The organism is Aquiflexum gelatinilyticum (assembly GCF_024741135.1).
Classification (GTDB): domain Bacteria; phylum Bacteroidota; class Bacteroidia; order Cytophagales; family Cyclobacteriaceae; genus Cognataquiflexum; species Cognataquiflexum gelatinilyticum.
In genome coordinates this window covers 112,017-136,498 of sequence record NZ_JANSUY010000004.1, presented here as the reverse complement: position 1 = coordinate 136,498, position 24,482 = coordinate 112,017, and the positions used below count along the sequence as shown (strand labels likewise).

20 protein-coding genes are annotated in these 24,482 nt (G+C 41.7%); 4 read left to right on the top strand and 16 right to left on the bottom strand.

The genetic code is table 11. From position 1 onward, the window contains the following. Positions 1-63 precede the first annotated feature (63 nt). Together NU887_RS08365 and NU887_RS08360 are read right to left on the bottom strand one after the other, a co-directional pair. Positions 64-1,524, bottom strand: coding sequence for an IPT/TIG domain-containing protein (locus NU887_RS08365; RefSeq protein ID WP_258422908.1), 1,461 nt, complete (start codon positions 1,522-1,524; stop codon positions 64-66). A gap of 53 nt (positions 1,525-1,577) precedes the next feature. After that, positions 1,578-2,666 carry a DUF4249 domain-containing protein gene (locus NU887_RS08360; protein ID WP_258422907.1) on the bottom strand — a complete coding sequence of 363 codons (1,089 nt, stop codon included), beginning with the start codon at positions 2,664-2,666 and terminating at the stop codon, positions 1,578-1,580. Between the two features lie 133 nt (positions 2,667-2,799). Here NU887_RS08360 and NU887_RS08355 point away from each other — a divergent pair, with 133 nt between their 5' ends. Further along, positions 2,800-3,174, top strand: coding sequence for a BlaI/MecI/CopY family transcriptional regulator (locus tag NU887_RS08355; protein ID WP_258422906.1), 375 nt, complete (start codon positions 2,800-2,802; stop codon positions 3,172-3,174). Continuing rightward, the gene (locus tag NU887_RS08350) at positions 3,174-5,252 is read left to right on the top strand and encodes a M56 family metallopeptidase (RefSeq protein ID WP_258422903.1); all 2,079 of its coding nucleotides are present in this window, start codon (positions 3,174-3,176) and stop codon (positions 5,250-5,252) included. Before NU887_RS08355 ends, NU887_RS08350 begins: the two co-directional genes overlap by 1 nt. Before the next feature lie 318 nt (positions 5,253-5,570). Here the strand turns inward: NU887_RS08350 and NU887_RS08345 are convergent, their stop codons facing one another. The 14 genes from NU887_RS08345 to NU887_RS08280 all read right to left on the bottom strand — a co-directional run bounded on the left by NU887_RS08345 (position 5,571) and on the right by NU887_RS08280 (position 22,233). After that, positions 5,571-6,290 carry an RloB family protein gene (locus NU887_RS08345; protein ID WP_258422902.1) on the bottom strand — a complete coding sequence of 240 codons (720 nt, stop codon included), beginning with the start codon at positions 6,288-6,290 and terminating at the stop codon, positions 5,571-5,573. Next, positions 6,268-7,623, bottom strand: a complete 1,356-nt coding sequence (locus NU887_RS08340) for an AAA family ATPase (protein WP_258422901.1) — start codon at positions 7,621-7,623, stop codon at positions 6,268-6,270. Before NU887_RS08340 ends, NU887_RS08345 begins: the two co-directional genes overlap by 23 nt. Before the next feature lie 231 nt (positions 7,624-7,854). Next, complete coding sequence (locus tag NU887_RS08335) at positions 7,855-9,225, bottom strand: tyrosine-type recombinase/integrase (RefSeq protein ID WP_258422900.1); 1,371 nt, start codon at positions 9,223-9,225, stop codon at positions 7,855-7,857. Between the two features lie 462 nt (positions 9,226-9,687). After that, positions 9,688-12,105, bottom strand: a complete 2,418-nt coding sequence (locus tag NU887_RS08330; RefSeq protein WP_258422899.1) for an ABC transporter permease — start codon at positions 12,103-12,105, stop codon at positions 9,688-9,690. A 364-nt stretch (positions 12,106-12,469) separates the two neighbouring features. Continuing rightward, positions 12,470-12,934, bottom strand: coding sequence for a GNAT family N-acetyltransferase (locus NU887_RS08325; RefSeq protein ID WP_258422898.1), 465 nt, complete (start codon positions 12,932-12,934; stop codon positions 12,470-12,472). Positions 12,935-12,958: 24 nt separating this feature from the next. Next, complete coding sequence (locus tag NU887_RS08320) at positions 12,959-14,497, bottom strand: serine hydrolase (protein ID WP_258422897.1); 1,539 nt, start codon at positions 14,495-14,497, stop codon at positions 12,959-12,961. Positions 14,498-14,675: 178 nt separating this feature from the next. Next, positions 14,676-15,269, bottom strand: coding sequence for a precorrin-2 dehydrogenase/sirohydrochlorin ferrochelatase family protein (locus NU887_RS08315; protein WP_258422896.1), 594 nt, complete (start codon positions 15,267-15,269; stop codon positions 14,676-14,678). 219 nt (positions 15,270-15,488) lie between these two features. Beyond that, complete coding sequence (cobA, locus tag NU887_RS08310; RefSeq protein ID WP_258422895.1) at positions 15,489-16,262, bottom strand: uroporphyrinogen-III C-methyltransferase; 774 nt, start codon at positions 16,260-16,262, stop codon at positions 15,489-15,491. Next, on the bottom strand, positions 16,259-18,361 hold the full coding sequence (locus NU887_RS08305; protein ID WP_258422894.1) for a HEPN domain-containing protein: 2,103 nt from the start codon (positions 18,359-18,361) through the stop codon (positions 16,259-16,261). Before NU887_RS08305 ends, cobA begins: the two co-directional genes overlap by 4 nt. Positions 18,362-18,482: 121 nt before the next feature. Then, a complete protein-coding gene (locus NU887_RS08300) occupies positions 18,483-19,739 on the bottom strand; it encodes a sulfate adenylyltransferase subunit 1 (protein ID WP_258422893.1) in 1,257 nt (418 codons plus the stop codon). Between the two features lie 105 nt (positions 19,740-19,844). Beyond that, positions 19,845-20,744 (bottom strand): sulfate adenylyltransferase subunit CysD, encoded by a 900-nt coding sequence (cysD, locus tag NU887_RS08295; protein WP_258422892.1) that lies wholly within the window; start codon positions 20,742-20,744, stop codon positions 19,845-19,847. Positions 20,745-20,790: 46 nt separating this feature from the next. Continuing rightward, on the bottom strand, positions 20,791-21,495 hold the full coding sequence (locus tag NU887_RS08290; RefSeq protein ID WP_258422891.1) for a phosphoadenylyl-sulfate reductase: 705 nt from the start codon (positions 21,493-21,495) through the stop codon (positions 20,791-20,793). Then, positions 21,470-21,742, bottom strand: a complete 273-nt coding sequence (locus tag NU887_RS08285; RefSeq protein WP_258422890.1) for a DUF2061 domain-containing protein — start codon at positions 21,740-21,742, stop codon at positions 21,470-21,472. The genes NU887_RS08290 and NU887_RS08285 overlap by 26 nt, the downstream gene beginning before the upstream one ends. A gap of 74 nt (positions 21,743-21,816) precedes the next feature. Further along, positions 21,817-22,233 (bottom strand): RrF2 family transcriptional regulator, encoded by a 417-nt coding sequence (locus tag NU887_RS08280; protein WP_258422889.1) that lies wholly within the window; start codon positions 22,231-22,233, stop codon positions 21,817-21,819. 231 nt (positions 22,234-22,464) lie between these two features. On the opposite strand from NU887_RS08280, the gene NU887_RS08275 reads away from it, so the two are divergent. Together NU887_RS08275 and NU887_RS08270 are read left to right on the top strand one after the other, a co-directional pair. After that, positions 22,465-24,087, top strand: a complete 1,623-nt coding sequence (locus tag NU887_RS08275) for a tetratricopeptide repeat protein (RefSeq protein WP_258422888.1) — start codon at positions 22,465-22,467, stop codon at positions 24,085-24,087. 232 nt (positions 24,088-24,319) lie between these two features. Continuing rightward, the gene (locus NU887_RS08270) at positions 24,320-24,475 is read left to right on the top strand and encodes a hypothetical protein (protein ID WP_258422887.1); all 156 of its coding nucleotides are present in this window, start codon (positions 24,320-24,322) and stop codon (positions 24,473-24,475) included. The last annotated feature ends 7 nt before the right edge of the window (positions 24,476-24,482 follow it).

Genomic DNA, 24,482 nt, shown 5'->3' with positions numbered 1-24,482 from the left:
TTGTCATTTGCCACAATGATTTTGGAAAGTTTCAACAGTTTTTACCCCAAAAATTCAGGTGTCTTAGAATGCATCCGGATCAAATCTCCAAAACTCAGTATAGTCTGCAAACTGCAGTGACCGCAAAAAGTATAGCTGTCCTTCATGTTCAAAAATCGCGGTGTTCTCGGCCTTTATTTCTCCGGGGAAAGGATTTTTTGCCGCCCATTCAAATGTCTTCAAGTCAAGCTCCCAAAATTCTCTTACACTGTTGTACATACCGATGTATGCCTTGTCTCCTTTCACTATTGCCAATCCTCCAAAATCCGAAACGGTTTTGATAAAAGGAGAAGGATATACAGTTTTGGCCACTGCGGAGGCGGTACTTGGGTCATGTTCCCACAAAATCTTTTCCTTGTCAATGATGTACAATTTGTTTTGGTAGGTGAAATTCAGCATGTCCCCTGTGACATCATAGGGAAGATTGGGTAGGTTATTCCAATTTCCTAGGAGTGGATTGAATTCTCTGACCAATGACCCTACTTCTAAAAGGCCACCCATAGCCAAGAATTTTCCGCTGACCTCAGACCCTAGTCCATCCGCAAATCTAAAATTAGGAGAAGCAATGGACTGATATTCTCCGTTTTCATATTTCCAAAAATCCTCCGAATAGGGTGCTGATGTCCCAAAACCTTTGTATCCGCCGCCAAAAAAACCAGTATGCGAATAGATTGCTTTTCTTTTTGGTTCACCAGGATATCCGGTTGGCTTCCATTCATTATCCCCTGGTGTGAAAGAATAGATTTCCGGGATGAAATTACTCCTAAAATCTATTCCCAAACCCACAAAAAATCTGCTGCCTTGCTTAAAATAAATATTATTTCTAAACCTGATCTGGTCAATGCGGATATCGAGCAGTTCATAGGTTCCGGTTGGGTATTTAAATGGTCTTTCGGCAAAAGCTACTTTGGCACCGGTAACCACCTTGACAGGGACGGATACGGAGGCCAGTCTCGGCGGTACCCTCACCCTGATTTGTGAACCAAAAGCCACATCAATGACTTGACCTTTTGCATCGCCAAAAAATACCTCAGAAGTACTCTCAAATCCCCTACCGAAAACTGTGATGATTTCTCCTGCAAATTGAGTTGCCGGAAAAAACTTCTCTACTGTTGGCTCCAAGGTAAAAAATGAAAGTACATTCCCATAAATCAGACCTGATTCCGTCTGGGCAAATCCCCGCACAAAATATTCCCTCCCCAATAAGAGTAATTCAGTTTCTCCCACAAAGTTGCCAGGACGGGACCTTTCTCCCAGTTTTACATCTATAGCATCTGAAAAATCAGCAGTCAATGCAAACTGGAACCCATGTTCTTGGATGGCGACATTTTGAAAAGCTAAAATCCTGCCCAAAATAATCGCCCGCGTTCCATTGACATTTACAATTTCCTCGGTCAATAAAGTAAACCCACCCTCTGCTTCTTCTTCACAGGAGAAAAAAGAGAAGCAATAAAGCAGAAAGATAAATGGATAAAAATGTTTCAATTGGAATTTTATTTATGACAAGAGAGGCAATTTTTTAGGGTTTGTTTTTCGGATCAAGGATTCCAATCATCCGGCGGATCGACAGGTAGCAAAGGCGGAATGATGGGATTTCTACCCAAACCATCCATGGCACGTAAGTATTGCCTGCAATCAAGATAAATCTTAGAAAAAGGGGTTTTTACAAATTCCAGCCGGTCTTTGTGGATATATACCCTCATGAACTGCGCATCAGCTGCTAAAAAATAACCCAATACCTGCTCTTCGGGATCATCCAAACTGATCATATTTCCCCTGATATTGGCTGGGGGAGGATCAAAAACACTTCCTGTCAGGCTGAGTTGCTGATTGGTCAGTCTAAGAAATGAGTGGGCCCTTTGGCTTACGCTGAGGTGTAAAAAGTCTAACCTGTACGTTTCCTTGAACCTTACACCATCATCTACCACATACGCTACAACTTTCCGCTGATAAAGACCGTCCACATCCTTGTCGTCATAGGTGATGACATTGGCAGGCTGGGGAATGTCGGTATGGAAGCACCTGGCACAGCAGCTTATCGGGGCATTGTTTGTTCCTTCTGCATCCGGTTCTGTGATAAATACAAAGGTGGATTTCAGTGGTCGCCAATGGTAATAATTTTCAATGCCCTCGGGGTCTTGAAAATGTGCCGTGACCTGAACGCCAACTTCCCCGATGTACTTATTGGTCGTAGCTGTTCTCACTGCCTTATAAGTGAGAGAATCCACCTTTGGTACTTCTGCAACAGTTTCTGGTCTGGAGATATATCTTTTGCCGGAAAAAAGTTCCAACTCAAGGTTATACGTCCTGCCCACTTCTGCACTGAAGTCGGGATCAGAAAAGTAGACCCCCGGCCGGTTTGGATCTTGCGATTCAGTGAATACAAAAGTCCTACCTAGATCGTCCCTTAGCGCTACTTTGGCCAATATTTCAGGTCTGTTGATACCCACAAATGACAAACCGTAAGGTGCATTTCTGGTGAGTTTGACTTCTTGTGGCCCCGGAAGTGTAGTGATTACAGCTTCTACTGTCAAACCCCGGTCAGGCACATCCACTTCAGCATTGTATGGTTCAATGCAGGATGAAAAAAGCAATAAAACAATTATGATGGAATAAAATTTTCCCATTTCTCATTAAAACTTTAGATGCAATATAATGATTTAGAAGGTTTCTCGATCTTATACGAAAAAAATCGTATAAAATATTTGCTTTACGATTCTCTTCGTATAACTTTGTACGAAAGTAATCGTATAGACCGATATGCAAGCTAAACCAACTGAATCCGAACTTGAAATTTTGGCCATACTATGGCCCATGAAGCAGGCAACTGTAAGGGAAATCCACGAGAAACTGACCGAAACCAAGGACACTGGCTACACCACTACCCTCAAGACCATGCAAATCATGCATGCCAAAGGACTACTCCGCAGGGATGAGCAGAACCGTACCCACATTTACTTTCCGGCGGTAGACGAGACCGTCACCCAAAAAAACCTGGTGACCAATTTTATGGCCACAGCATTTGGCGGCTCTGCCAAAAACCTGGTGATGCAGGCTCTCGGACAGGGCAATCCCTCCAAGGAGGAATTAGATGAAATCCGCGCTTTCTTGGACCAATTGGAAAATGAACAATAATGGAAACTTTATCCACTTTTATCGCTGAACCCTATTTGCTCGCACTCGGTTGGATGATCGTACATGCGCTTTGGCAGATCGCAGGCGTGGGTCTGATACTTTGGCTTTCGCTCAGGTTTTTTGGCAAAAAGTCAGCAGCTTTCAAATACAGGCTGAGCATTTCAGCTCTTATATTGATTACTGTATTGGCTTTGGCAACCTTTATTTATGCTATTCCGGAGTCCGGCACGATGATTCCATCTCATGCATTGGCAAATCCTGAAGATGCGGCTCAATGGCAACAAACTTCCTCCGATCACCTGATCGATGCCCCTTCGGATTGGATGATCGTATCCAAAAGGATAGAAAATTGGCTTCCAACCTTGGTGCAGGTTTGGTTTTTGGGGGCCATGCTGTTTTTGGTAAGGTTGGCGACCTCGCTTGCCGACATCCGCAATCTCCGGCAAAAACGGCATGAGACCGTAGAATCCCATTGGGAGGAAGTATTGGAAAGGCAACTCCAATCGCTTAAAATCTCGAAGCCTGTACAGCTTCTCAAAAGCATCCATGTGGACATGCCGATGACTTATGGCGTGTGGAAACCTGTGATTCTTATTCCAACAGCACTTTTTTTCCAGCTTTCGCCCCTGCAGCTCGAGGCCATCATCGCCCATGAACTCTCCCATATCAAGCGCCACGATTACCTCGTGAATCTGATTCAATCAGTCTTGGAAGTGTTGTTCTTTTTCCATCCCATATTCTGGTGGATCAACAAAACCGCAAAAGAACAACGGGAGAATGCCTGTGACGACCTGGCGATCAGCATGGGGATTTCTCCAAAAGACCTTGCTTTTGGACTAGCGAATGTGCTGAACTACGCCAAAAATCCGACCCCGGAAATCGCCATGGCTGCTGCCAAAAGCGATAACCCCACACTAAACCGAATCAAAAGAATAATGGGAGTCAAAACCTCCTCTTCACAACCAACTACTATAACCAGCATGACCATGATGATCACACTTTTGCTTGGCGCCACCCTGATGGTAGGCGCAAGCGACAAACCTACCACTGAGTCCTTTGAGGATTTGATGGCCACCGAAATCAATATTAATACGATAGAAGGCAATTGGACAGGTCAATTTGCTTATCCCCAGAAAGACACCGTTCCTCCAAAAGGTCCTGTCATCATGGAAATGGATTGGGAGAAAATGACACCGGAGCAAAAAGAGAAGTTCCAAAAGGAAATGGAAAAGCTCAAGGATCTGGGTGTAGTATTTAAGGATATGAAACCAGTCTTTGAAGGGTTGGGTGATTTAGGATCCTATTTTAAAGCCTTTTCGATAGCACCTTTCGATTTCGAATCAGCACCGATTCCCCCGATCGAATTTTCAATGGCTCCTTTCCCACCTTTGGATTTTGATATGGCGGGAATTCCCGAATTTGATATGGGTGATATTCCTGTAATGGAAATACCCTTGGCGCCGATTTTTGATTTCCCTGATTCCGCTTTGTTTATGGCTGCGCCTATGGCCATGTATTTCCCCGGTGATTCTACTAAGAGTTTTAAGTTTAAATATAACTACCAATACAACCTCGACACGACCAATATGTCCAAAGCCGAAATCCAAAAGAAAAAGGCAGAGATGGAAGTCAAATGGGCAGAGGCAGATAAAAAAAGGGCAGAAGCATTGGAAAAGTGGCAGGAACAAAACAAAGACCGAATAGCTCAATGGCAGCAAAAGGCTGAAGCATGGGAAAAGGAATTTGAACCAAAAGCCAAAGAATTTGAAGCGAAAATGAAAGAATGGGAGGAAGCCAACCGACCTAAAATAGAGGAATTTGAGAAAAAAATGGCCGAATGGGAAAAGGCCAACGCTCCAAAAATGGAAGAGTACGAACAAAAAATGAAGGCTTGGGAGAAAGAAAACCAGCCTAAAATGGAAGAATTCCAAAAGAAGATGGAAATCTGGGAAAAGGAGAATAAGGTGAAGTTGGAGGAATTTCAGAAAAAAATGGAGCTCTGGCAAAAAGAACATCAGGAGAAAATGCAGGAACTCCAAAAATCTATTCAGGAATCAACAAAAAAAGAGGACAATTAGTCCTCTTTTTTTTATTTCCATCTATACTGCATATTTTTCCCCGTTTGTGAACCCTAATTCCAAAATAAATTGAATTGGGACGGCAATGATGGATGCTTTCCTAATACCTCAAAACGCAAACTACTTTCCATAGACCTTTTATTTTCCTGACCCCGATTCGGGCGTTTTCTTACAAATCAATTCAACGGTTTGGGGCTTGGCGCAGTGGCGGATTTCGGAGCACAAAACTGTCAATACACCAGAAAAGTTGATGCGAGGTAATATGTTCAATTAACCACGTCAGCCGCCATTGAGCCAAACGCCCGTTACAAGCTGGCCTTATTTTTTCTTTTTTCTTTTCGTTCTGTCAATCTCTTCTTGAAGTAGTTTTGGAATTATGTTTTCACAGTATTTTTCAAATCCTTTCTTTCCAACTACCTCGATGATTGCCTCTCCAAGTTGAAAAAGTTTAGTTGTGTTTATTTCTGGAAAAAAATAATCTTTATTTATGTCTGTTACTTTTGAATTTTCTATTGCGATTAACAAGTCTGGTATCCATTTTAATGGATGATATCCTCCTTTTTCAAATTTTGAGATTTCATATTTAAAGTCCCCACAAGTTTTAGATTCTGAATCCTTGATGTTTTTTCTCTTGTGAAAATAAAGCCAAACTTCAAAACAAGGATTACTTAAAACTATGTTCCAATTGGCATTTTGTTCACAAAAATCAGCTATTTCTTTTAATTGACTATATTCCCACCTATCTACATCTAATATGAACCACAGATCGTCCTCATCATTTAAACCTTCTTTTTCAATATATCTTATTGCTCTTTCTAAAACCCATTTTGGTGCAGATTTATTAGGATTTATAGCAAGTGCTTCTTCATCGCTTACTATTTCTTCAATTAAGTCAACAGCAATTCTGTTAGACATAAACTGAAAAGCTCTAAAATATGCAGGTTCTCTTTTGCCTCCTTCGCAGGCAATTGCAAAAAGCTTATAATCTCTTACTAACGCTGTAGGTGTTTCCCTACTATACCCCCGTTTCTTCCTCATATGTTGAATGCCAATTTAAATCTTCTAAATGAGCAAGAAAGGGTATAGCTCCAAATCTTCCTTTTAAATATCCCTTTCTAATATCTAGGTCATATCTAGGTTTAAATTCACTTAAAGAATATAGTTGAGTATCTCCCTTGGGCTTTCGCTTTTCTGCAAACCAAATTTCATCTTGTCTAAAAATATCTAAATCTAACAAGTTTGATTCGTGTGTAGTAAAGATTAATTGTCCTTTAGTTGTTTCATCAGACATCACCTTCTGAATAAGAGTTTTTAAAAGAACAGGGTGCAAACTTTGGTCAATCTCGTCAATAATAAACGTAATATTTTGATTGAGAATGCCTTCAAAAGCTGGAATGAAATCCAACAATCTTTGAGTTCCATCAGATTCTTCATCTAATTCAAACTTGATTTTAATTCCATCATTGTTTAGATGTTGGGCTATAACTTTTTTAACTATATATTTCTTGTTTTCTTTTGTAACAAGAACTCCACCAATATTTGTGTTAAGCAATACAGTTTCTCCATTATTAATTGCTTCAATTAATTCCTTTTTTAAGTCCTCATCATCCTCACCGAAGAATTTATCGAAGTCAATTATTTCTACATCAAGTTCTGAAACTCCAGTATCAAATGTATTTAATAATTCATTTGCGAAGTCTTTAAATATTGGAGATGTTGTTAATTTGGGAACGAGCCCTTGGAATTTACTCCCAGGATGAATAACTACAATGGAATGTAGAATGTAGTTTCTAACTTCATTTACCTCTTTGAATTTCAATTCTTCGGATTTGCCAATCAAGAGTTCATTTTTCTTTAACAATCTTTCCTCTAGAAGTTCAATTAAATACTTTTGCTTTTGCGTTTTTGTGTATTTAGGTGAAACCTTTACAGAGCTTTTTCCAGATTTAGTTGTTGTCCTTTCAAAAATTAATTTATCATCAGTTGTTGGGTTAGTTTCATATAACCATTCATTTTGAATGAAGTTTTCATTAAAATCAACCCCATAAGCAAACGTTTTTTTATTGATAGAAATTTCAATTTCAAACTTCACAGGTAATGAGGTGTTTTTTGAATCAAGTTTAAACTTCTTTTCATTAACAGATTTTGTTAATAAGCCGTTTTCAACAGCCTGCTGTAAAAACTCAATTGCTTTAATTAGGTTTGACTTTCCAGCTCCGTTTGCACCATAAATTGCTGCAGCTTTCAGAACATTTAATTTGCCAACACTATATACGTGATGCTTATGAGTCTTAAATGAACTCGGTAGCATATTGAATTCAACCTCTTCGTTAAACGAAAGAAAGTTAGTTACTACAAATCTAATTAGCATATCATTCAGTTATCTGTCTCAAAGAAACGAAAAAATCTCTTTAAATTGAGTTTTTGGGGTCAAAAATTTAATTTATGCTTCATTTAAGTGATTATTCCGTTTTAATCTGTGGTTTTTAGGCTTGCTTGTAACGATTGTATATCAACAAGACTTGTTGATATCTACCCAATTTGGGCTGGTATCAACAATATTGTTGATATTTTTCAATTATTTAAACATAGTTTCTTTTAGTTAAATATCCAATCCATCCATTGGACTTATTATCTGATCAAAACCTTTTGTTGTAATATGTGTATATATCTGCGTTGTTTTTGGACTTTCGTGTCCCAGTAGACTTTGTATATACCTTAAGTCTGTTCCTCTTTCCAATAAATGGGTTGCAAACGAATGTCTTAAAGTATGTACGGTTACATTTTTTGCTATTCCCGCATCTTTTACCGCCTTACTTAAAATCGCCGAAATACTAGTTGTTGAATATCTCAAAGGTATTTCTTTGGTACTTCCCTGTCCCTCAAATAAATATTCAAATGGCCTATTCTCTTTTATGTACCTCCTTAATATTTCCAAGGTCCTTTGTGACAGAATTGTATACCTGTCTTTCTTCCCCTTCGCCTGTTCTACCCGTATCTGCATCCTATTGGAATCTATATCTTTGATTTTTAGATTGATCAATTCACCTATTCTTAGGCCTGCAGAATAAATAGTCATTAGAATGGCAATGTGTTTAAGATTTTTAGTTACCCTCAAAATTTTTATTACTTCTTCTTCACTCAATACCGCAGGCAATGTTTTTCCCCTGATAGGCCGGTCTACATGGTAGTACTTGCGCTCTTCACCTTTTACTTTTTCAAAGTAAAATTTGATGGCATCGATAGCCTGATTCTGAAAGGAACTCGAGACTTTTCTCTCCATCACCAAATATCTCGAAAACTCCATGACCTCTTTTTCGCCTAAGTCTTCCATTGTTGATTTTGAAAAATAATTGATGAACTCTTCAAACAAGGGTACATAAGCTTTAATTGTCCCTTCGCTATACCTTCTTTCCTCCAGCTTATGCACATACTCCTCAGGGCATTTTCTGTAATTGGGGATGTCATAAGGAGACACTTTGGCCACCACCTCAGTATTCTTTTTTTCCTCCTCAAAAACCATAACCAAACCAAGCTCCCCGATTTTTCTTTTCACCTCTTCCAAAAACTGCTCGGAGTAGGGGATCGTCCACCATTTATTCTTTAGATCATATTGGTAATAGGGAATAGATTTTATCGTTTTGGTAAGAGTGGCATTGTATCCAAATATCAGCTTAATCCTACCGGAGTGGGTTTTGATGACTAAGACCTGGTTTTTATCAACCTTTCTGGATTGCTCATACGATTCAGTGGGAATGGTCTCATGTCGGATGACAGGCCCAAGCCTTTCCCCAAAATGCTGTTGGATCCGCTCGAGGTTACCGGGGTAATGGGGGATCTCCCAAAAATAGCCATCCTTGTTCCACTTGGAATACCTAAGGGTCAATACGAACTTCACGTCTGCATCGTTTTTGGGCATCTTCAGGATGATTTTCTTTCCGATAACCTCTACTTGGATAGGTTTTGGTTCCATGGTGTTAAAAATTACAGGTTAGAGCCTGCTCCCGGAGAAGCAGGATAGCTGGAGAAGCTGTATATCCTGCATAATTTAGCCTGTTCCTATTTTGATAAAAAATTACTGGCCCAACTTAAACGTTTAACTTTTTCCACGACATTCAATAGTATTCCCACCACCTTCTGCTAAACCTCCCCTAACGCCCTAGTATACCTTCTCCTACAGATACTCCGTGTCTCTCCTAGGGATACTCCGTGTCCTAGCTAGGGATTCTCCGTGTCTGGGTTACCCTTTAGCTAAGGATCGGTTGAGTATTAGGTACATTTTAGCTTAGTCTAACCCAATTCAGAATTATGAATTCAGAATTATTATTTTTCTCGTTTCTTTTGATAAAAAGATCTTTCATCCTCGTACCTCGGATTCAAGATGACGACAACCTACATTCAGAATTATGAATTCAGCATTCTGAATTAAATCCAATCATTCGTATTTCAGCGACTTGATCGGATTGGTGGTAGCCGTCTTCAGCGAGTGAAAGGCTACTGTAAAGAATGCGACCAACAATGCCAATACTGTCACGCCCAAAAATGTGAAGTAATTCAAAGGGGTCTTATAAGCAAAATTCCCCATCCAAAGGTCAATGATATACCAAGCTGCCGGAATGACTAGAATTCCTGCAAGGATCACCAAGAGCATCACCTCTTTGTAAAGAAGGTAAATGATCCTTGGAATGCTCGCTCCATGGACTTTGCGGATGCCGATCTCCTTGGTACGCTGTGCGGCGGTAAAAGCCGAAAGACCAAGAAGCCCCAAAAGTGAAATGAAAATACAGATGTAGGAAAGGATGGAAATGAGCTTGTATTGGATCTCATCAGATTTGTACTGCTCATCAAAGCGCTGGTCCTGGAAAAAGTATTCAAAAGGATGGTTGGGATCAATTTCCGCCCATTTGGTCTGGATGAATTCCAAAGTCTCAGGAAGGTCGTCGCCTGCCACCTGAAGGTGGAGAAAACCACCTTCTTTCCTGGACTTGACGATCAGCAAGGGCTCTACGATATTGTGGAGGGACATGTAATTGAAATCTTCCACCATGCCGATGATGGTGCCATCTTCCTCTCCGTGGAACCAACGCACTTTTTTGCCCACCGGATCATCGCCCCAACCCATCAGTTTGGCAGCTGCACGGTTACACATAAAAACATTGTTGACATCAATCCCACTTCCCGGCTGAAATTCCCTACCCGTTAGCAGGTCGATCCCCATGGTTTTGAAATAATCATCTCCCACAGTGATCATATTGAAGCGTTGCTGCACCATCCCTTCAGGACTTTCGGCATGCATCACCGGTCCACCTGTACCCATTCCAAGGACGGCATAAGAGGTGGTGGCATTGGTGATTTTTGGGTTTTGGAGCAGTTCGTTTTTGATGGGCTCAATCCTGTTTTGAACCAAAGTGTCCTGTATAGGGAGAATCAGGATATTTTCTTTGTTGAAACCAAGGTCTTTGTTTCTGACAAAGGAAATCTGATCCCGCATAAAGAAAGTGCAGACGACCACAAATATCGATATGGCAAACTGTGCGGTAGTCAGCACTTTCCTCAGTCTCAGACTTGACTTTTGGTTTTTGAAGGAGCCTTTCAGTGCAGCTAATGTAGGGATGCTCGGCAGGTAAAATGCCGGATAAAGTCCCGAAACAATCCCGATCATAACAGCAACTCCCACTGATCCAAAGAGCAATGTTTTGTTGTTCCAAAAGTCGACCACGAGGTTTTTCTGGATCAGGCTGTTGAAGGAAGAGAAATTCAATATCAGGAAGACCAATACTATTGCAAGAACAAGGGATACCAAAGAAAGAAAAACCGATTCTCCCAAAAATGACAACACCAATGATTTTTTGTCACTCCCAAGCGTTTTTTTCATGGCGATTTCAGAAGCGCGATTGACAGACTTGGCAGTAGACAGGTTCATGTAATTGATACAGGCCAAAAGGATAATGAATATCCCGATCGCAGAGAAAGCATAGAGGTAAGCCATATTCCCCGTGGGCTCATCGTCAATCAGGGTAGAATCAAAATGGATGCTTGCCAAAGGCTGCAGGATGGCCTCATACTGTCCGCCCACCTGATCGCCAAAGGACTTGAAAAACTTGTCAAAAATCTGGGGAAACTTGTCATAGAAGCGCTGAGGATCATAATTTTTAGTCATTAGGAAATAAGTGAAGACATCAGGATTCCAAAATGCCTCGGACTTCACCTGACCCTGATCGATTACCCATTCCCTACTTTTGAGCAATCCCGAAAGCAGGAAGTCAAAACGCATATGGGTGTTGTTTGGTAAGTCCTCAATGACCGCAGTGACTTTCCAGCTTTCTCCGTCTATCAAAAGTGTTTTGTCCAAGGGATCTTCCGAACCGAAATACCTTGCCGCCGCCGAGGCTGATATGACGACAGAATTTAGATCTTGCAATGCAGTTGCCGGATCCCCTGCTATAAAATCGTGCTGGAATACCTTAAAGTAAGCAGAATCTGTACGCACGACATCTTCCTCATAAAAAGATACCTCTGCACCATTTTTCTCATACTTGATCAAAGTATGGTCCCAGGTATTGGCACTTGTCACGGCTTCCACTTCCGGGAATTCGTCCTTGATAATTCCTCCTAACTCTCTTGCTGACCTTGCTCCCCTGATATCAATCCCGGTGGCTTTGAGGTGACCTCCGAGCCGGTAGATCCGCTCATGATTGGCAAAGTGCTGGTCATAAGACAGGTCATGCTGGAGGATCAGCAGCAAGATGATGCTGACAGCGATTCCCATGGCCAGGCCTAGGATATTGAGCAGGGAGAAAAACTTGTCTTTCAAAAAAACTCGGACAAAGAACTTGAGATGGGTACCAAACATAGGAGGGTAGTATTTAGAGTTGTGGTTTAACCTAAAAAATCATGTAATAATGATGTCAAAAACGATACCAGCTGCATAAACCTAAAAATTGGACAATATAGATGCATTTGCTTGATAGAAGGTGGTCATGAGCGTACACTGACGGTTGTATGCGGACAAGAACAAGGATTCAATTTTAATATTTTAAATTTTGAAAATTGACTGTTCAATGTCTCTTTAGGGAGATGGTGTTGGAGGGAAAAGCAACATATGAACCGTACTTTCCCAAGGAACTTCGATCCGGCCCAATTACCTAAAAAAATGAAAGCCTTGATTTTATAATGCTTTTCCCAATGGGTGGAACAATAGGTTGGATTGGAGCTTCTTACTTTTTTTGATTCAAAAATACCTGTTTAAGAAAATACGAAAATTGCAATGCCTCTTTCTCTACTGCACCAGTTGCTCTATAAAATTCAACGGCACCAATATCTTCTGGTTCCGCCTGAACAAAGACCTCTTCAAATCCATTTTTGAAACAATGATCTGTGAAGCCGGAAATCAAGGCTTTTCCGATTCCCTGTCTCTGAAAATCTGGTCTGACTCCCAAGTCATACAGGTAGGCCAAAGGCTTCTGGGAATAATATTGGTCTAAGGTATATGCTGTCATACCTCCCAAGACCTCTTGGTCTTTCTCTGTTACCCAAACCATAAAGTTTTTCATTTCTAATACTTTGGATAAATGAGATTTTGGAGGAATATTGAAATTTTCCATTTCAAAGACGGTTTCAAAGATTCTGATAAGATCAATGAATTTGTCAGTTTCTGTTGGATTCAGTTTCCTTATTTTCATAAATTATTTAAAGGAAAAATTCCTTTACCTTACCTTCTTCGCATTCAGTTCTTCAAAAAATATATCATCATTGGGAACCTTAAATTCCAGACCTGTAATTTTCATGTCATTGTCAGTCTGGAATTTGACCGTCCCAAAGCTGAACCAGGCATGTTTTTCATCCCATACGATTTCCCAAACATCATAATGCCAATGCCTGAGCTTTGCGGTAAGTCTTGGTGCATTTTCGAATTCAAGAATCATATCGTCTCCATCCATCGACACGCTGATGTTACCATAGACTGGGGCAAAATAATAACCGGTATAGGCGTTAAGCGGCAATGAAGGCTCGGTACCCATGACGCGCCTGGCTTTCATGTCGCTGATCCTGGTATCATTTTTTAGGTTTTCATTGGTACGTGCCAAAAGGTCTGCAGACCAGTCCTTGGTCCCTGTTCCCAAAAATTGGTCAAAAGCATAGTAGGTGGCTGCCATGATGGGGCTTTTGTGGCCGTTAGTCAGGACCACGATGCCGAGGTTTTCTTCAGGAATCATCGTCACCGCAGTGATCATTCCGTCAAATCCCCCTGTATGTCCCACCATAAATTTGCCATGGAAATCTCCCAGATTCCAACCCAGTCCATATCCTGAAAAGTGCCTGCCCAAGTCATTTTTTGAGGTGTGGTCTACCATAAAATTGTTGTGCGGTGTCCAGACCAAATTTCGGGAAGCCTTTGTCAGTAGTGTATCCTTACCATTAATTCCGTGATTCAAATTGAAGATCATCCATTTTGCCATGTCGTTTACGGATGAAACAATACCTCCTGTGGCGGCGATTTCACTCCAGTCCTCAAACTCAATTGGGAAATTTACCTCATTCTCTCTGCCATGTGGAGTTGTTACGTTATCCATATCGTCTAAACCCCTAGCAGAGGTCAGTGTCCTTTCCATTCCCAATGGATCCAAAATTCTTTCTTTGACATTTTCGCCCCAGGTTTTGCCGGTGATTTTTTTGATTAGTTCCCCGGCAGTGATATACATCAGGTTGGAATACCCATATCCGGCGCGGAAGTCATAGGCCTGAGGGAGTTTACCGGCAAGTTTGATCATGTTTTCTGCACTCATTTCTGATTTGTACCAGATTACATCACCGCTGAATGTACCCAAACCCACCCTGTGACTGAGGATATCCCGCACTGTCACCTGACTGCTGATCCAAGGGTCATTGTAAAGTGAAAAATAGGGGAGATGGTCTTTGATTTTGTCGTTCCATTTGAGTTTTCCTTCCTGCACAAGCATCCCGATGAGGGCAGAAGTGAAAGCCTTGGAATTGGATGCAATCGCATAAAGAGTGTTTTCATCGGGCTTTTCCGGTTTTCCTGTTTCGATCAGGCCGTAGTTACCGGTAAAGACCAATTTTCCGTCCTTGACTATCCCGATACTTGCTCCGGGCACATCCCAATCGGCTACCATTTTGGCAAAGTAGGCATCGAGTTTTTTGAAGTCAGGGGATTTTTTGGACTGGGCAAAAAGGCTGACTGAAAACAGGAGAAGAAGACTGACAAGTGACAGGGATTTATTCATTTCTCAGAAAAGGGATGGTTGGAAAAAGAGAATAGGGTACAATATCAAATTCTTTGTCCAAAAAATCAATCCATAAAAATTCCCGACTATTTATTCTGTGATTTAAAAAATCCGCCGATCACACAATTGGTTACAAAAGTGTGAATAAAATCACATAATCGGAACCAATTGTGTGATTTTACTCCAAAAGTCCAGATTTCTCCTTGCTGACCAATCCTTCCGTAAGCTTGTTTAGCGCCTCGACTTTGTATTCAAAATCTCCTTTTAATGTCTTCCTGTATTCATTGATGTTTTCTACCAATTCATTGATATCTTCCGGTATGACTTCTTCAAGGAGCTGACGCAATCTCTTGGCTGTAGTCGGAGATTTGCCGTTGGTGCTGATGGCGATCTTGACATTGCCTTTGCTGACTATTCCTCCCAAGTAAAAATCACAGAGGTCCGGTGTATCCGCCACATTGACCAAGAGAAACCTTTCTTTGGCATCGTCATGGATTCGTCTGTTGACGGCTTTGTCGTCTGTGGCGGCGATGACGATATGCTTTCCCCCAAGATATTTCTCATGGTAGACATCCTGGATCAACGTGACATAAGGATTGTCTTTTGCCAAAGCCAAAAAATCTTCATTGAATTCTCTTGAAACAGCCGTCACCTGCGCTTTTGGACTGCTTTTGAGCAGGAAAGCCAATTTCTCCGTACCCACAAATCCCCCACCGACCAAGAGCGTATTCAATTGGTGGACTTTAAGGAAGATGGGGTAGAGGTGGTTCATATTCAAGGTTGATATTAGTTGATAATAATTGATATTATTTGATACTTGTTTCCGCCTAATTGAGAAGATATGAAGTACCGTTTCCGGAAAAAATATCTATCAATATCCAATATCAATTAATATCGAACTTACGATTGCACAAAGTATTTGGTTTTGGGTATAAAAGAGGGTATAGATTGGACTCAATATCGCGAAGCAAATATCCAATATCCATCAATATCAATTTTTTAAAACCTCAATTTTAGAATGATAAATTTCCATCAACTGATAACTTTCCTTCACCACTTCCCCAATTACAATTACAGCAGGGCCACCGATACGGCTGTCGGATACTTTGGATTGGATGTCGTTGATCGTTCCTGCTACTATTTCTTGCTCGATGGTCGTTCCGCTTTGGATCATGGCGATAGGAAGCTTGCCTTTACCTGCTTTTTGATAGACTTTGACGATTTCCGAGAGTTTTTTGGAACCCATCAAAACCACTACCGTAGCCGTAGATTGGGTAGCCAAATGCAAATCGCGCGACAGTTCCCCGGAACTAGTGGTTCCCGTGATCACCCAAAAACTCTCCGCCACTCCACGCTTGGTCACCGGAATTCCTGCCGCAGCAGGAACAGCCACCGAAGAAGATATCCCCGGAACCATTTCCGTTGGAATCCCGAATGCTGAGATGAAATCAATTTCTTCCGCTCCTCTTCCAAAAACAAATGGATCTCCACCTTTCAACCTGACCACATGGCCGTATTTCAGGGCATATTCCACGCATAGTCTGTTGGTGTCTTCCTGTGGATTCACTTGGCTTCCTTCCCGTTTTCCAACAAAAACCTTGATGGCATTGTCAGGTGCATGCTTCAAGAGTGCCTTGTCAATCAAAGCATCATAAAGGACAACATCGGCTTTGTTCAGCGCCAATACACCCTTCAAAGTGATCAGTTCGGGGTCTCCCGGACCCGCACCGACCAAGGTTACTTTTGGTTTAATGGCTTGAATCATGCTGTTACCTCCTGTTCTCTATAAGCGCTGATCGCGTCAAATACTTTGATGGCCTCTTTGAAATAAGCTTCTGCAAATTCTTGGGAAGGCTCATTTTTGCTGATTTCATATACAATCGAAGCCAAGTCTTTTTCCAAGCCGATTTTACCTGTTTGGGTGAATGTCTCGTCAAACAAAGCCACGATGTTTGCATAGGAGTTTGTGCTTTTGCTTTCGCTGAGCAAGATTGCTTTTGCGGCATTGACGATCGCGGCATAGGTATGATAGATGCTGTCAGACCATCTTTTTTCCACCAAGCCTTCTTTGGAAAGCTCAAGTTTTTCCCTTGCTTCAAGGAGTAAGGTCGCTACCAAGTCAATCACCACCCCGGCACATTCGCCCACACCTACGGCTACCTTGTATGCTTCCTCGTGTCCCCAATCAACCTGATCGGCTTCGGTGATGGTAGATGTTTCTGTCAATACTTTCAGAATGTCGTAGAAATAGATATGTCCAAGTCGGTCATAATAATCCAAAAATGATTCGGTGCCGTTGGAGTTTTGCTCAAAGTCTGCTATTAAAATCCTTAAAGCTTCCGGCCCTCTTCGGCTTGGAACTTTGATGACTTTGTCTGCAAATCTTCCCTGACCATTGCCCAAAGTACCACCTCCGAGCAGAACCTGAAGTGCAGGTACTACCACTTTACCGACTTTCATAGACATGCCTTGGAAGCCGATATGCGCCATATTGTGTTGTCCACAGGCATTCATGCAGCCTGAGATTTTGATGGTCAGGTCTTTGTTTTTGAGGTACTGTGGATATTCTGCCAAGATTACCTTTTCCAATTCTTTGGCAATTCCGGTGCTGCTCGCAATGCCAAGGTTACAGGTGTCTGTTCCCGGGCAAGCTGTGATGTCTCCAAAAGTATTGTAGCCGGCATCCGCCAAACCTATTTTTTTCAGTTCCTGATAAAAGAAAGGGATGGCTTTTTCCTGAACATCCCGGATAAGGATATTTTGTCTGAGGGTGAATCTCAGCTCATTGTTTGCATATTTTTTGACAAGGTTCGCTATCTGCCTTGCTTGGGGGGTGTAGAAGTCTCCCAATAGGACTTTAATCCCAATCGATACAAAGCCTTTTTGTTTTTGGGGAAGGACATTGGTGAGTTTCCATTGCTCATAGGCGAGCTCCAAAGGCTCTTCCAACTCGGGTACTTCCGGTTGGAAAAGCTGTTTGGAATCCTCATAGTCGTTGTGGTTTATGGGATATTTTTTGAATGGAAGTGCTTTTTGCTCTTCTTTGACCAAATCCAGAAAAGCCTCCAATCCGATATCTGAAATCAGAAATTTCATCCGTGCTTTCAGCCTTCTTGCTCTTTCTCCATGTCTGTCAAAAACCCGCAAAACACCTTCGATAAATGGAATCAATTCGTCTGTGGGTAGGAATTCCGTAATCAAATCTGCGTGTCTCGGCTGTGAACCCAATCCGCCCCCAAGCATGACTTTGAAGCCACGGATTTCTTGGCCGTTTTCAGTTTTTACTTTTGGGATAAAACCCAAATCGTGGAGGTAAGCCAAAGCTGTATCTTCATCAGAAGCCGAAAATGCCATTTTGAACTTTCTGCCCATTTCCTGACAAACAGGATTTCTCAAAAAGTATCTGAACACCTCATCTGCATACAAAGTCACATCAAATGGTTCATTGGGATCGACACCGGCAGTTTCAGAGGCGGTGACATTCCTTACAGTATTACCACAAGCTTCACGCAAAGTGACATCGTCTTTTTCGAGTTCGGCCCACAAAGCAGGAGTTTCATCCAAACTCACATAGTGAATCTGAATATCTTGACGGGTAGTGATGTGCAATCTGCCTGTTGAATATTTGTCAGAGACATCCGCTATCCGCTTCAGCTGCTCGCTTGTGGCTTTGCCATAAGGAAGTTTGATCCGGATCATTTGCACGCCCGGCTGCCGCTGTCCATAGACGCCACGGGCAAGGCGGAGGCTTCTGAATTTTTCCTCGTCAATCTTCCCTTCTCTAAAAAGCCGTATCTTTTTTTCCAGTTCGAGAATATCTTTCTCAACAATGGGATTTTCTATTTCTGTCCTGAAACTTTGCATCTTAAATTAGATTTGAGATTTGAGACATAAGACACAAGACCTTCGTGCCATCTCATCTTTATTTTGATTCACTTTTCCCAAGAATTCTTTCTTGGTACTTGGTACATTGTACTTCGTACAATTAGTCAATAAACCCAACTCCTACCGTATCATAACTTCCTTCGTCGATCAGGATAAACCTGCCGTTGGATTTGTTGTCATGGTAAGTGTCAAAGTGGATAGGCTTACTCAACCTGAAGTTCACCTTTCCGATGTCATTAAGCTTGAGTTGGGAGGCGGGTACTTCACCCGAGAAATCCGTGTGGATCACCGATTCGATGCTCTCAACCTTTGCCAAAACCCTGTTGATGCCATGCTGAAGGGTATATTTATCTCCCACTTTCAAAGGCTTGGAATTGACCTGGCATATAGTGGCAGTGATCTGCTTTTCTGATTTTGGCAGTTCAGAAGATTTCACCAACATGTCACCGCGGCTGATGTTGACTTCATTTTCCAAGGTGATCGTGATGGAAGCGCCGGGCAATGCCTCAGAATATTCCTGGTCAAAGAAATGGATGGTTTTGATTTTGGATTCGGTGAAGGAAGGCAATACCGTCACTTCGTCGCCCACCTTAAGGCTTCCGCCATAAAGTTTGCCGGAAAATCCCCTGAAATCATGGAAAGCTTCCGTCCTAGGTCTAGTGACATATTGGATCGGAAATCTTGCCACCGTGCTTTCATGTAAATCCGATGGTTCCAATACTTCAAGATGGTCTAAAAGTGTATTTCCGACATACCATGGCATGAGTTCCGAATGCTTCGCAATATTTTCTCCTTTCAATGCTGAGATAGGAATGAAAGTGATCTGATCTGTTTTGAAGTCACTTTTTTCTACCAAAACTTCAAAGTCAGCTTTGATTTTAAGGAAAATATCTTCGTCGTAATTGACAAGATCCATTTTGTTGACTGCCACAACCACATGTCCGAGACGGAGGAGGTTGCTGATGAAGAAATGCCTGTTTGTCTGCTCAATCACACCTTTTCTAGCATCAATCAAAATGATCGCGACCTGCGAAGTGGAGGCTCCTGTCACCATATTTCTGGTATACTCCACGTGTCCGGGAGTATCTGCAATGACAAAATTGGTCTTTGCGGTATTGAAATAAATATGTGCCACATCGATGGTAATGCCCTGCTCGCGCTCTGCAATCAAGCCATCGGTAGCCAAAGAAAAATCAAGGTAATCAAAACCACGTTGACGGCTGGTTTTTTCGATTGCTTCCAGTTTATCAGTAGTCAGGGATTTGGTGTCATACAAAAGCCTTCCGATCAGGGTGCTTTTGCCATCATCCACCGAACCTGCTGTTGCGATTTTTATAAGTTTTCTATTGTGTGTCATGGGAAAATGGTAAATGAGTTAATGGTTATTGGTCCTCGGACAACTGACGACGGACTATGGCTGAATCTAATTTTTTGACCAATCTGTCTCACGTCTCATGTCTCTTTAAAAATAGCCGACTTTCTTTCTGCTTTCCATGGCTGCTTCTGAGCGTTTGTCGTCGATCCTTGCGCCCCGCTCGGAGATGGTCGAATCCCTGATTTCTGCTACCACTGCATCCAAAGTGTCTGCATCCGAAAGTACAGCTGCAGTACAGGTCATGTCGCCGACAGTCCTGAATCGGACCATTTTCTCAAATACTTCCTCGTGGGATTCCCTGTACACATGCTCGTTGGCTGTCCAAACCATGCCGTCGCGGAAGAAAACTTCCCTTTTGTGCGCGAAATAGATGGAAGGAATCGCGATGTTTTCAGTTTTGATATATTCCCAGACATCGAGTTCAGTCCAGTTAGAAATCGGGAATACCCGCACGTTTTGTCCTTGATGAATCCGGCCGTTAAGCATGTCGAATAACTCGGGCCGCTGGTTTTTTTCATCCCACTGACCAAAATCATCTCTGACAGAAAAGACCCTTTCTTTGGCCCTTGCTTTTTCTTCATCCCTTCTCGCACCTCCGATACAGGCGTCAAATTTGAATTCTTCGATGGCATCCAAAAGGGTAGTGGTCTGAAGGGTATTTCTGCTGGCATACCTTCCTCTTTCTTCGGTGACTTTCCCTTGGTTGATGCTGTCCTGCACGTTGCGAACGATCAGTTCAAGACCCAATTCGGCGACCAATTGGTCACGGAACTCGATGGTCTCCGGGAAATTATGTCCTGTGTCAATGTGCAGCAAAGGGAAAGGAATCCTCGCCGGGTAAAATGCCTTTTGGGCCAATCTGACCAAGGTGATAGAATCTTTTCCTCCCGAAAAAAGCAGAACAGGTCTTTCAAACTGCGCCGCCACTTCCCTCAGGATATGGATCGATTCTGCTTCTTTGGGATTAGGTATTAATAGGTTAGACATGTCTTTTACTTTTGTTTCTCAAATCTTTTTTCTCGAATCTCGCTTCTCATCTAGCGTGTAGTCCACATTCCTTTTTGGAATCTTCCCACCACCATCTCCCTGCACGGGCATCTTCTCCGGGCATGATTGCCCGGGTACAAGGGGCACAGCCGATACTGACAAAGCCTTTGTCATGGAGCGGGTTGTAGGGAATATTTTTTTGGTTGATATAGGCTATTAATTCTTCATATGTCCAATCCAATAGTGGGTTGAACTTGATGATCTGATTGGCTTCGTCCCATTCGATTTTTTTCATATCGCTTCGATTGGCACTTTGTTCTGCCCTCAATCCGGTTACCCAAACACTGTTTCCTTTCAAAGCCCTTTTCAGGGGTTCAACTTTCCTGACAAAGCAGCAGGATTTCCTGTTATCTACAGAATCGTAAAACCCATTGATTCCCAGTTTTTCCACCAGATTTTCGACCGTTTCACGTTCCGGGTATAGGACTTTGATTTTGGTGTTGTATTTGGATTCAGTTCTTGCTATCAAGTCAAGTGTCTCTGGAAAAAGTCTCCCTGTATCCAATGAAAATATATGTATGGGAAGAAAATTGTCGGCGATCATTTGGGTGATAACCTGGTCTTCTTGGCCCAATGAGGTAGAAAAAACCACTTTCCCTCTGAAAAGATCAGAAAGAAATGCCAATCCCTCAACTGGAGAAAGGTTGTCGATCTTTTCGCTGAGGTTATGCAAATTCTTTTTTAGGCTCATCTTTTTCAATTTTTGTTGCACTTTCCCATGCCCTTTCATGAAAGTAGTAGAGAATGATTTTGGTGACCACCTCGATGGATCCTATTGATATCGCCATCACCAACTGCCCGGTGACAAAAAAAGAGATCACCATGGTATCCAAAGTCCCGACGATTCTCCAGGAAATGGATTTCATAAAGCTCTTGAAATTGGAGTCTTTGCCCTGTTTGGTTACAAACCACTTTTTGATCGGCTGGTCTAAAATCATATAGTTAACATTATAACACTTTTACAAAAGTATATAAAGTCTATAAATATTATAGGGTATTAGGGTAAAAAATTTTATTCTTTGTCCAAAATGTCAGCCAATGACTTGTTTTCCAACACATTGAGCATCTCGTCGCGAACCTGGATCATGACTTTATTGAGCCCGCAAAGTGCTTCGCTTTTGCATTCCACACATGGTTCGTAATAATTGAGACTAACACAGGGCAGCAGGGCAATAGGGCCGTCCAGTAGGCGAATGACTTTTGAAAGGGCAATGTCTTTGGGATCTTTGATCAGATAATAGCCACCGCCCTTACCTTTTTTGCTCCCGAGTATGCCTGCTTTCCTAAGTTCCAGGAGGATGTTTTCCAAAAATTTATGTGAGATGCCATACTCTTCAGAAATATCCTGGATCAGTACGGTTTTTTGGTCACGGTGCTTGCCAAGGTAAGTCAGGGCGTGAAAAGCATATTTGGTTTTTTTGGAGAGCATGGATACAAAAATAAGGGAAAAAACGAAAATGGCTACATGACCAAGGCCTTATCGAAAAGGGGTATTCTGATTGCAATGAATTGCATTGATTTTTTACAAACAAATATTCACAAACTCCGTACCTGCATCTTGGTCCTGCAAAGGGACATTCACGACCATCCGTTGCTACTTTCTTGGATTTGCATTAAGTTGCAATCTTGAATGCACCTGTACCAACCTGAATGGGTTATTATGAAGAAGCTATCATATTCATTTTTATTTTTACTGGTTATCTTCTTCCACGGGGGCAAGTCTTTTTCACAAAATATCATCAAACTTGATAGCCTGCAGTTGGCACTGAAACATGCCGGTTCAGATACTGCAAAATTCAACACCTTGATGCAGCTTTCTAATCTCTATAATGGTACCGATTACTTGAAGGCGTTGGAATTTGCACGTGAAGCAAAAGAATTTGCCATTGAAAAAAAACTCAAGAAAAAAGAGTTGTTGGCAGAAACAACCATTGGAAATGTAGCCATAAGCCAAGGAAATTATAAAATAGCGGCTACCCACTATTTTAATGTTCTAAAAGCCTACGAGGAAATTCAGGATACCTCAGGCATTATTTCGCTCAACAATAACCTCGGCGCTGCCTATGACCGAATGGGTGAATTTGACAAAGCGCTTGCAAGTTTTTTTAAAGCACAGGAGTACCTGAATGCTTCCAATAATGGTGAAAACAAAAAATTGGTCCTTCCCTCGATCTACAACAATATAGGGAACATTTACCAAACCAAGGGAGACCCTAATTCAGCTTTGACTTACTATGAAAAAGCGCTTGACCTCGCCCTGCAGGTACCCAAACTCAAAGCCCAGGGTATTGCCTACAATAACATCGGAAAACTCTATTTCAATGAATTGAACCAGCCTGAGAAAGCATTGGAATATTTGACAAAAGGACTGGCTTTCAGAGAAGAGATAGGTGATTTGGGAGAAGTAGCAAGATCTCTCGTAATCCTGAGTAATTTTCACTTTCAGCAAAAGGAATTTGCTAAAGGAAAACAATACGCCCAAAGGGCGCTCGAGATCGGTGAAAAAATAGGTTCTCTGGACATTCAAAGTTCAGCATTTGGCCGCCTTTCAGAAATTGCAGAAGCAAATGGTGATTTTCAGGCCGCCTTGGTTGCATTCCGTAAATCAAAAGAATTTAACGACAGCATTATCAACCAGCAGGCAAGTCGGGAGATCACCCGTCTCCAACTGCAATATGATTTTGAAAAAGAAGAAAAAATTCGGTCAGAAGAAGCCAGTCAAACCCGCTTCAAATATCTTCTTACCATTACGGCACTATCGGTTGGGCTGATTTTAGCGGTATTGATCACCTTTATCATCCGGTCCAAAGCCCGACAGACAGAAATGAAACAAAAAAATCTGGCATTGGATGTTGAGATCAAGAATAAGGAACTCACGACCAATGTCATGTACCTGATCCGCAAAAATGAACTGATCAACAACGTCGCTGAGCGTTTATTGAAGCTACAGCGTCGTGTTCTTCCCGAAAACCAAAAAGTGTTTCAGGAGATAATTTTGGATCTTCAGCGAGAAGCAGACAATGATTCATGGAAGGAATTTGAACTCCGGTTCAATCAGGTGCACAGTGAGTTTTATACCACGCTGCGCAAACTTTATCCTGATCTTTCTCCTGCAGACGAGAAGCTCTGCGCTTTCCTGAGGCTGAATATGAGCTCTAAAGAAATTGCTGCAGTAAGTCAGCAAAGCATCAAAAGTGTGGAAGTGGCTAGGGCCAGGCTGCGCAAAAAACTGAATCTTACCAATACCAATTCCAATTTGGTATCCCATTTGGCCAATTTATAGCAGGTTAAAAGCGATTATTTTTCCTATGGAAGATTTGTTTCTATTTTTTTCAATACACTGAAATACAAATATTTATATTTTTTTGCTAAGGTGATGTTAAGGTTATTTTAACTGTTTTCGGTATTAATTCTAAGGTTTGTTTTTTTCTGGTAGTAGTTATTCAAAGGTCCAATAATTTTTTGCTGTCCTAATCCAAACTTTCTTTAACCACCAAAAATAAAGGAAGGTCCTTATGGAAGAAAAGAGCCCAAATGAAGAATTGATTGACCAACTGATCAAAAAAAGAAAGCTTGAGATTGATGCCTTTGTGAAGCTTCTCCATGCGATCAAGGATAAAAATCCTGCTATTCCCCAACCTGAAAAGGCCACAATTAAATCTAAAAAATAAACCATGA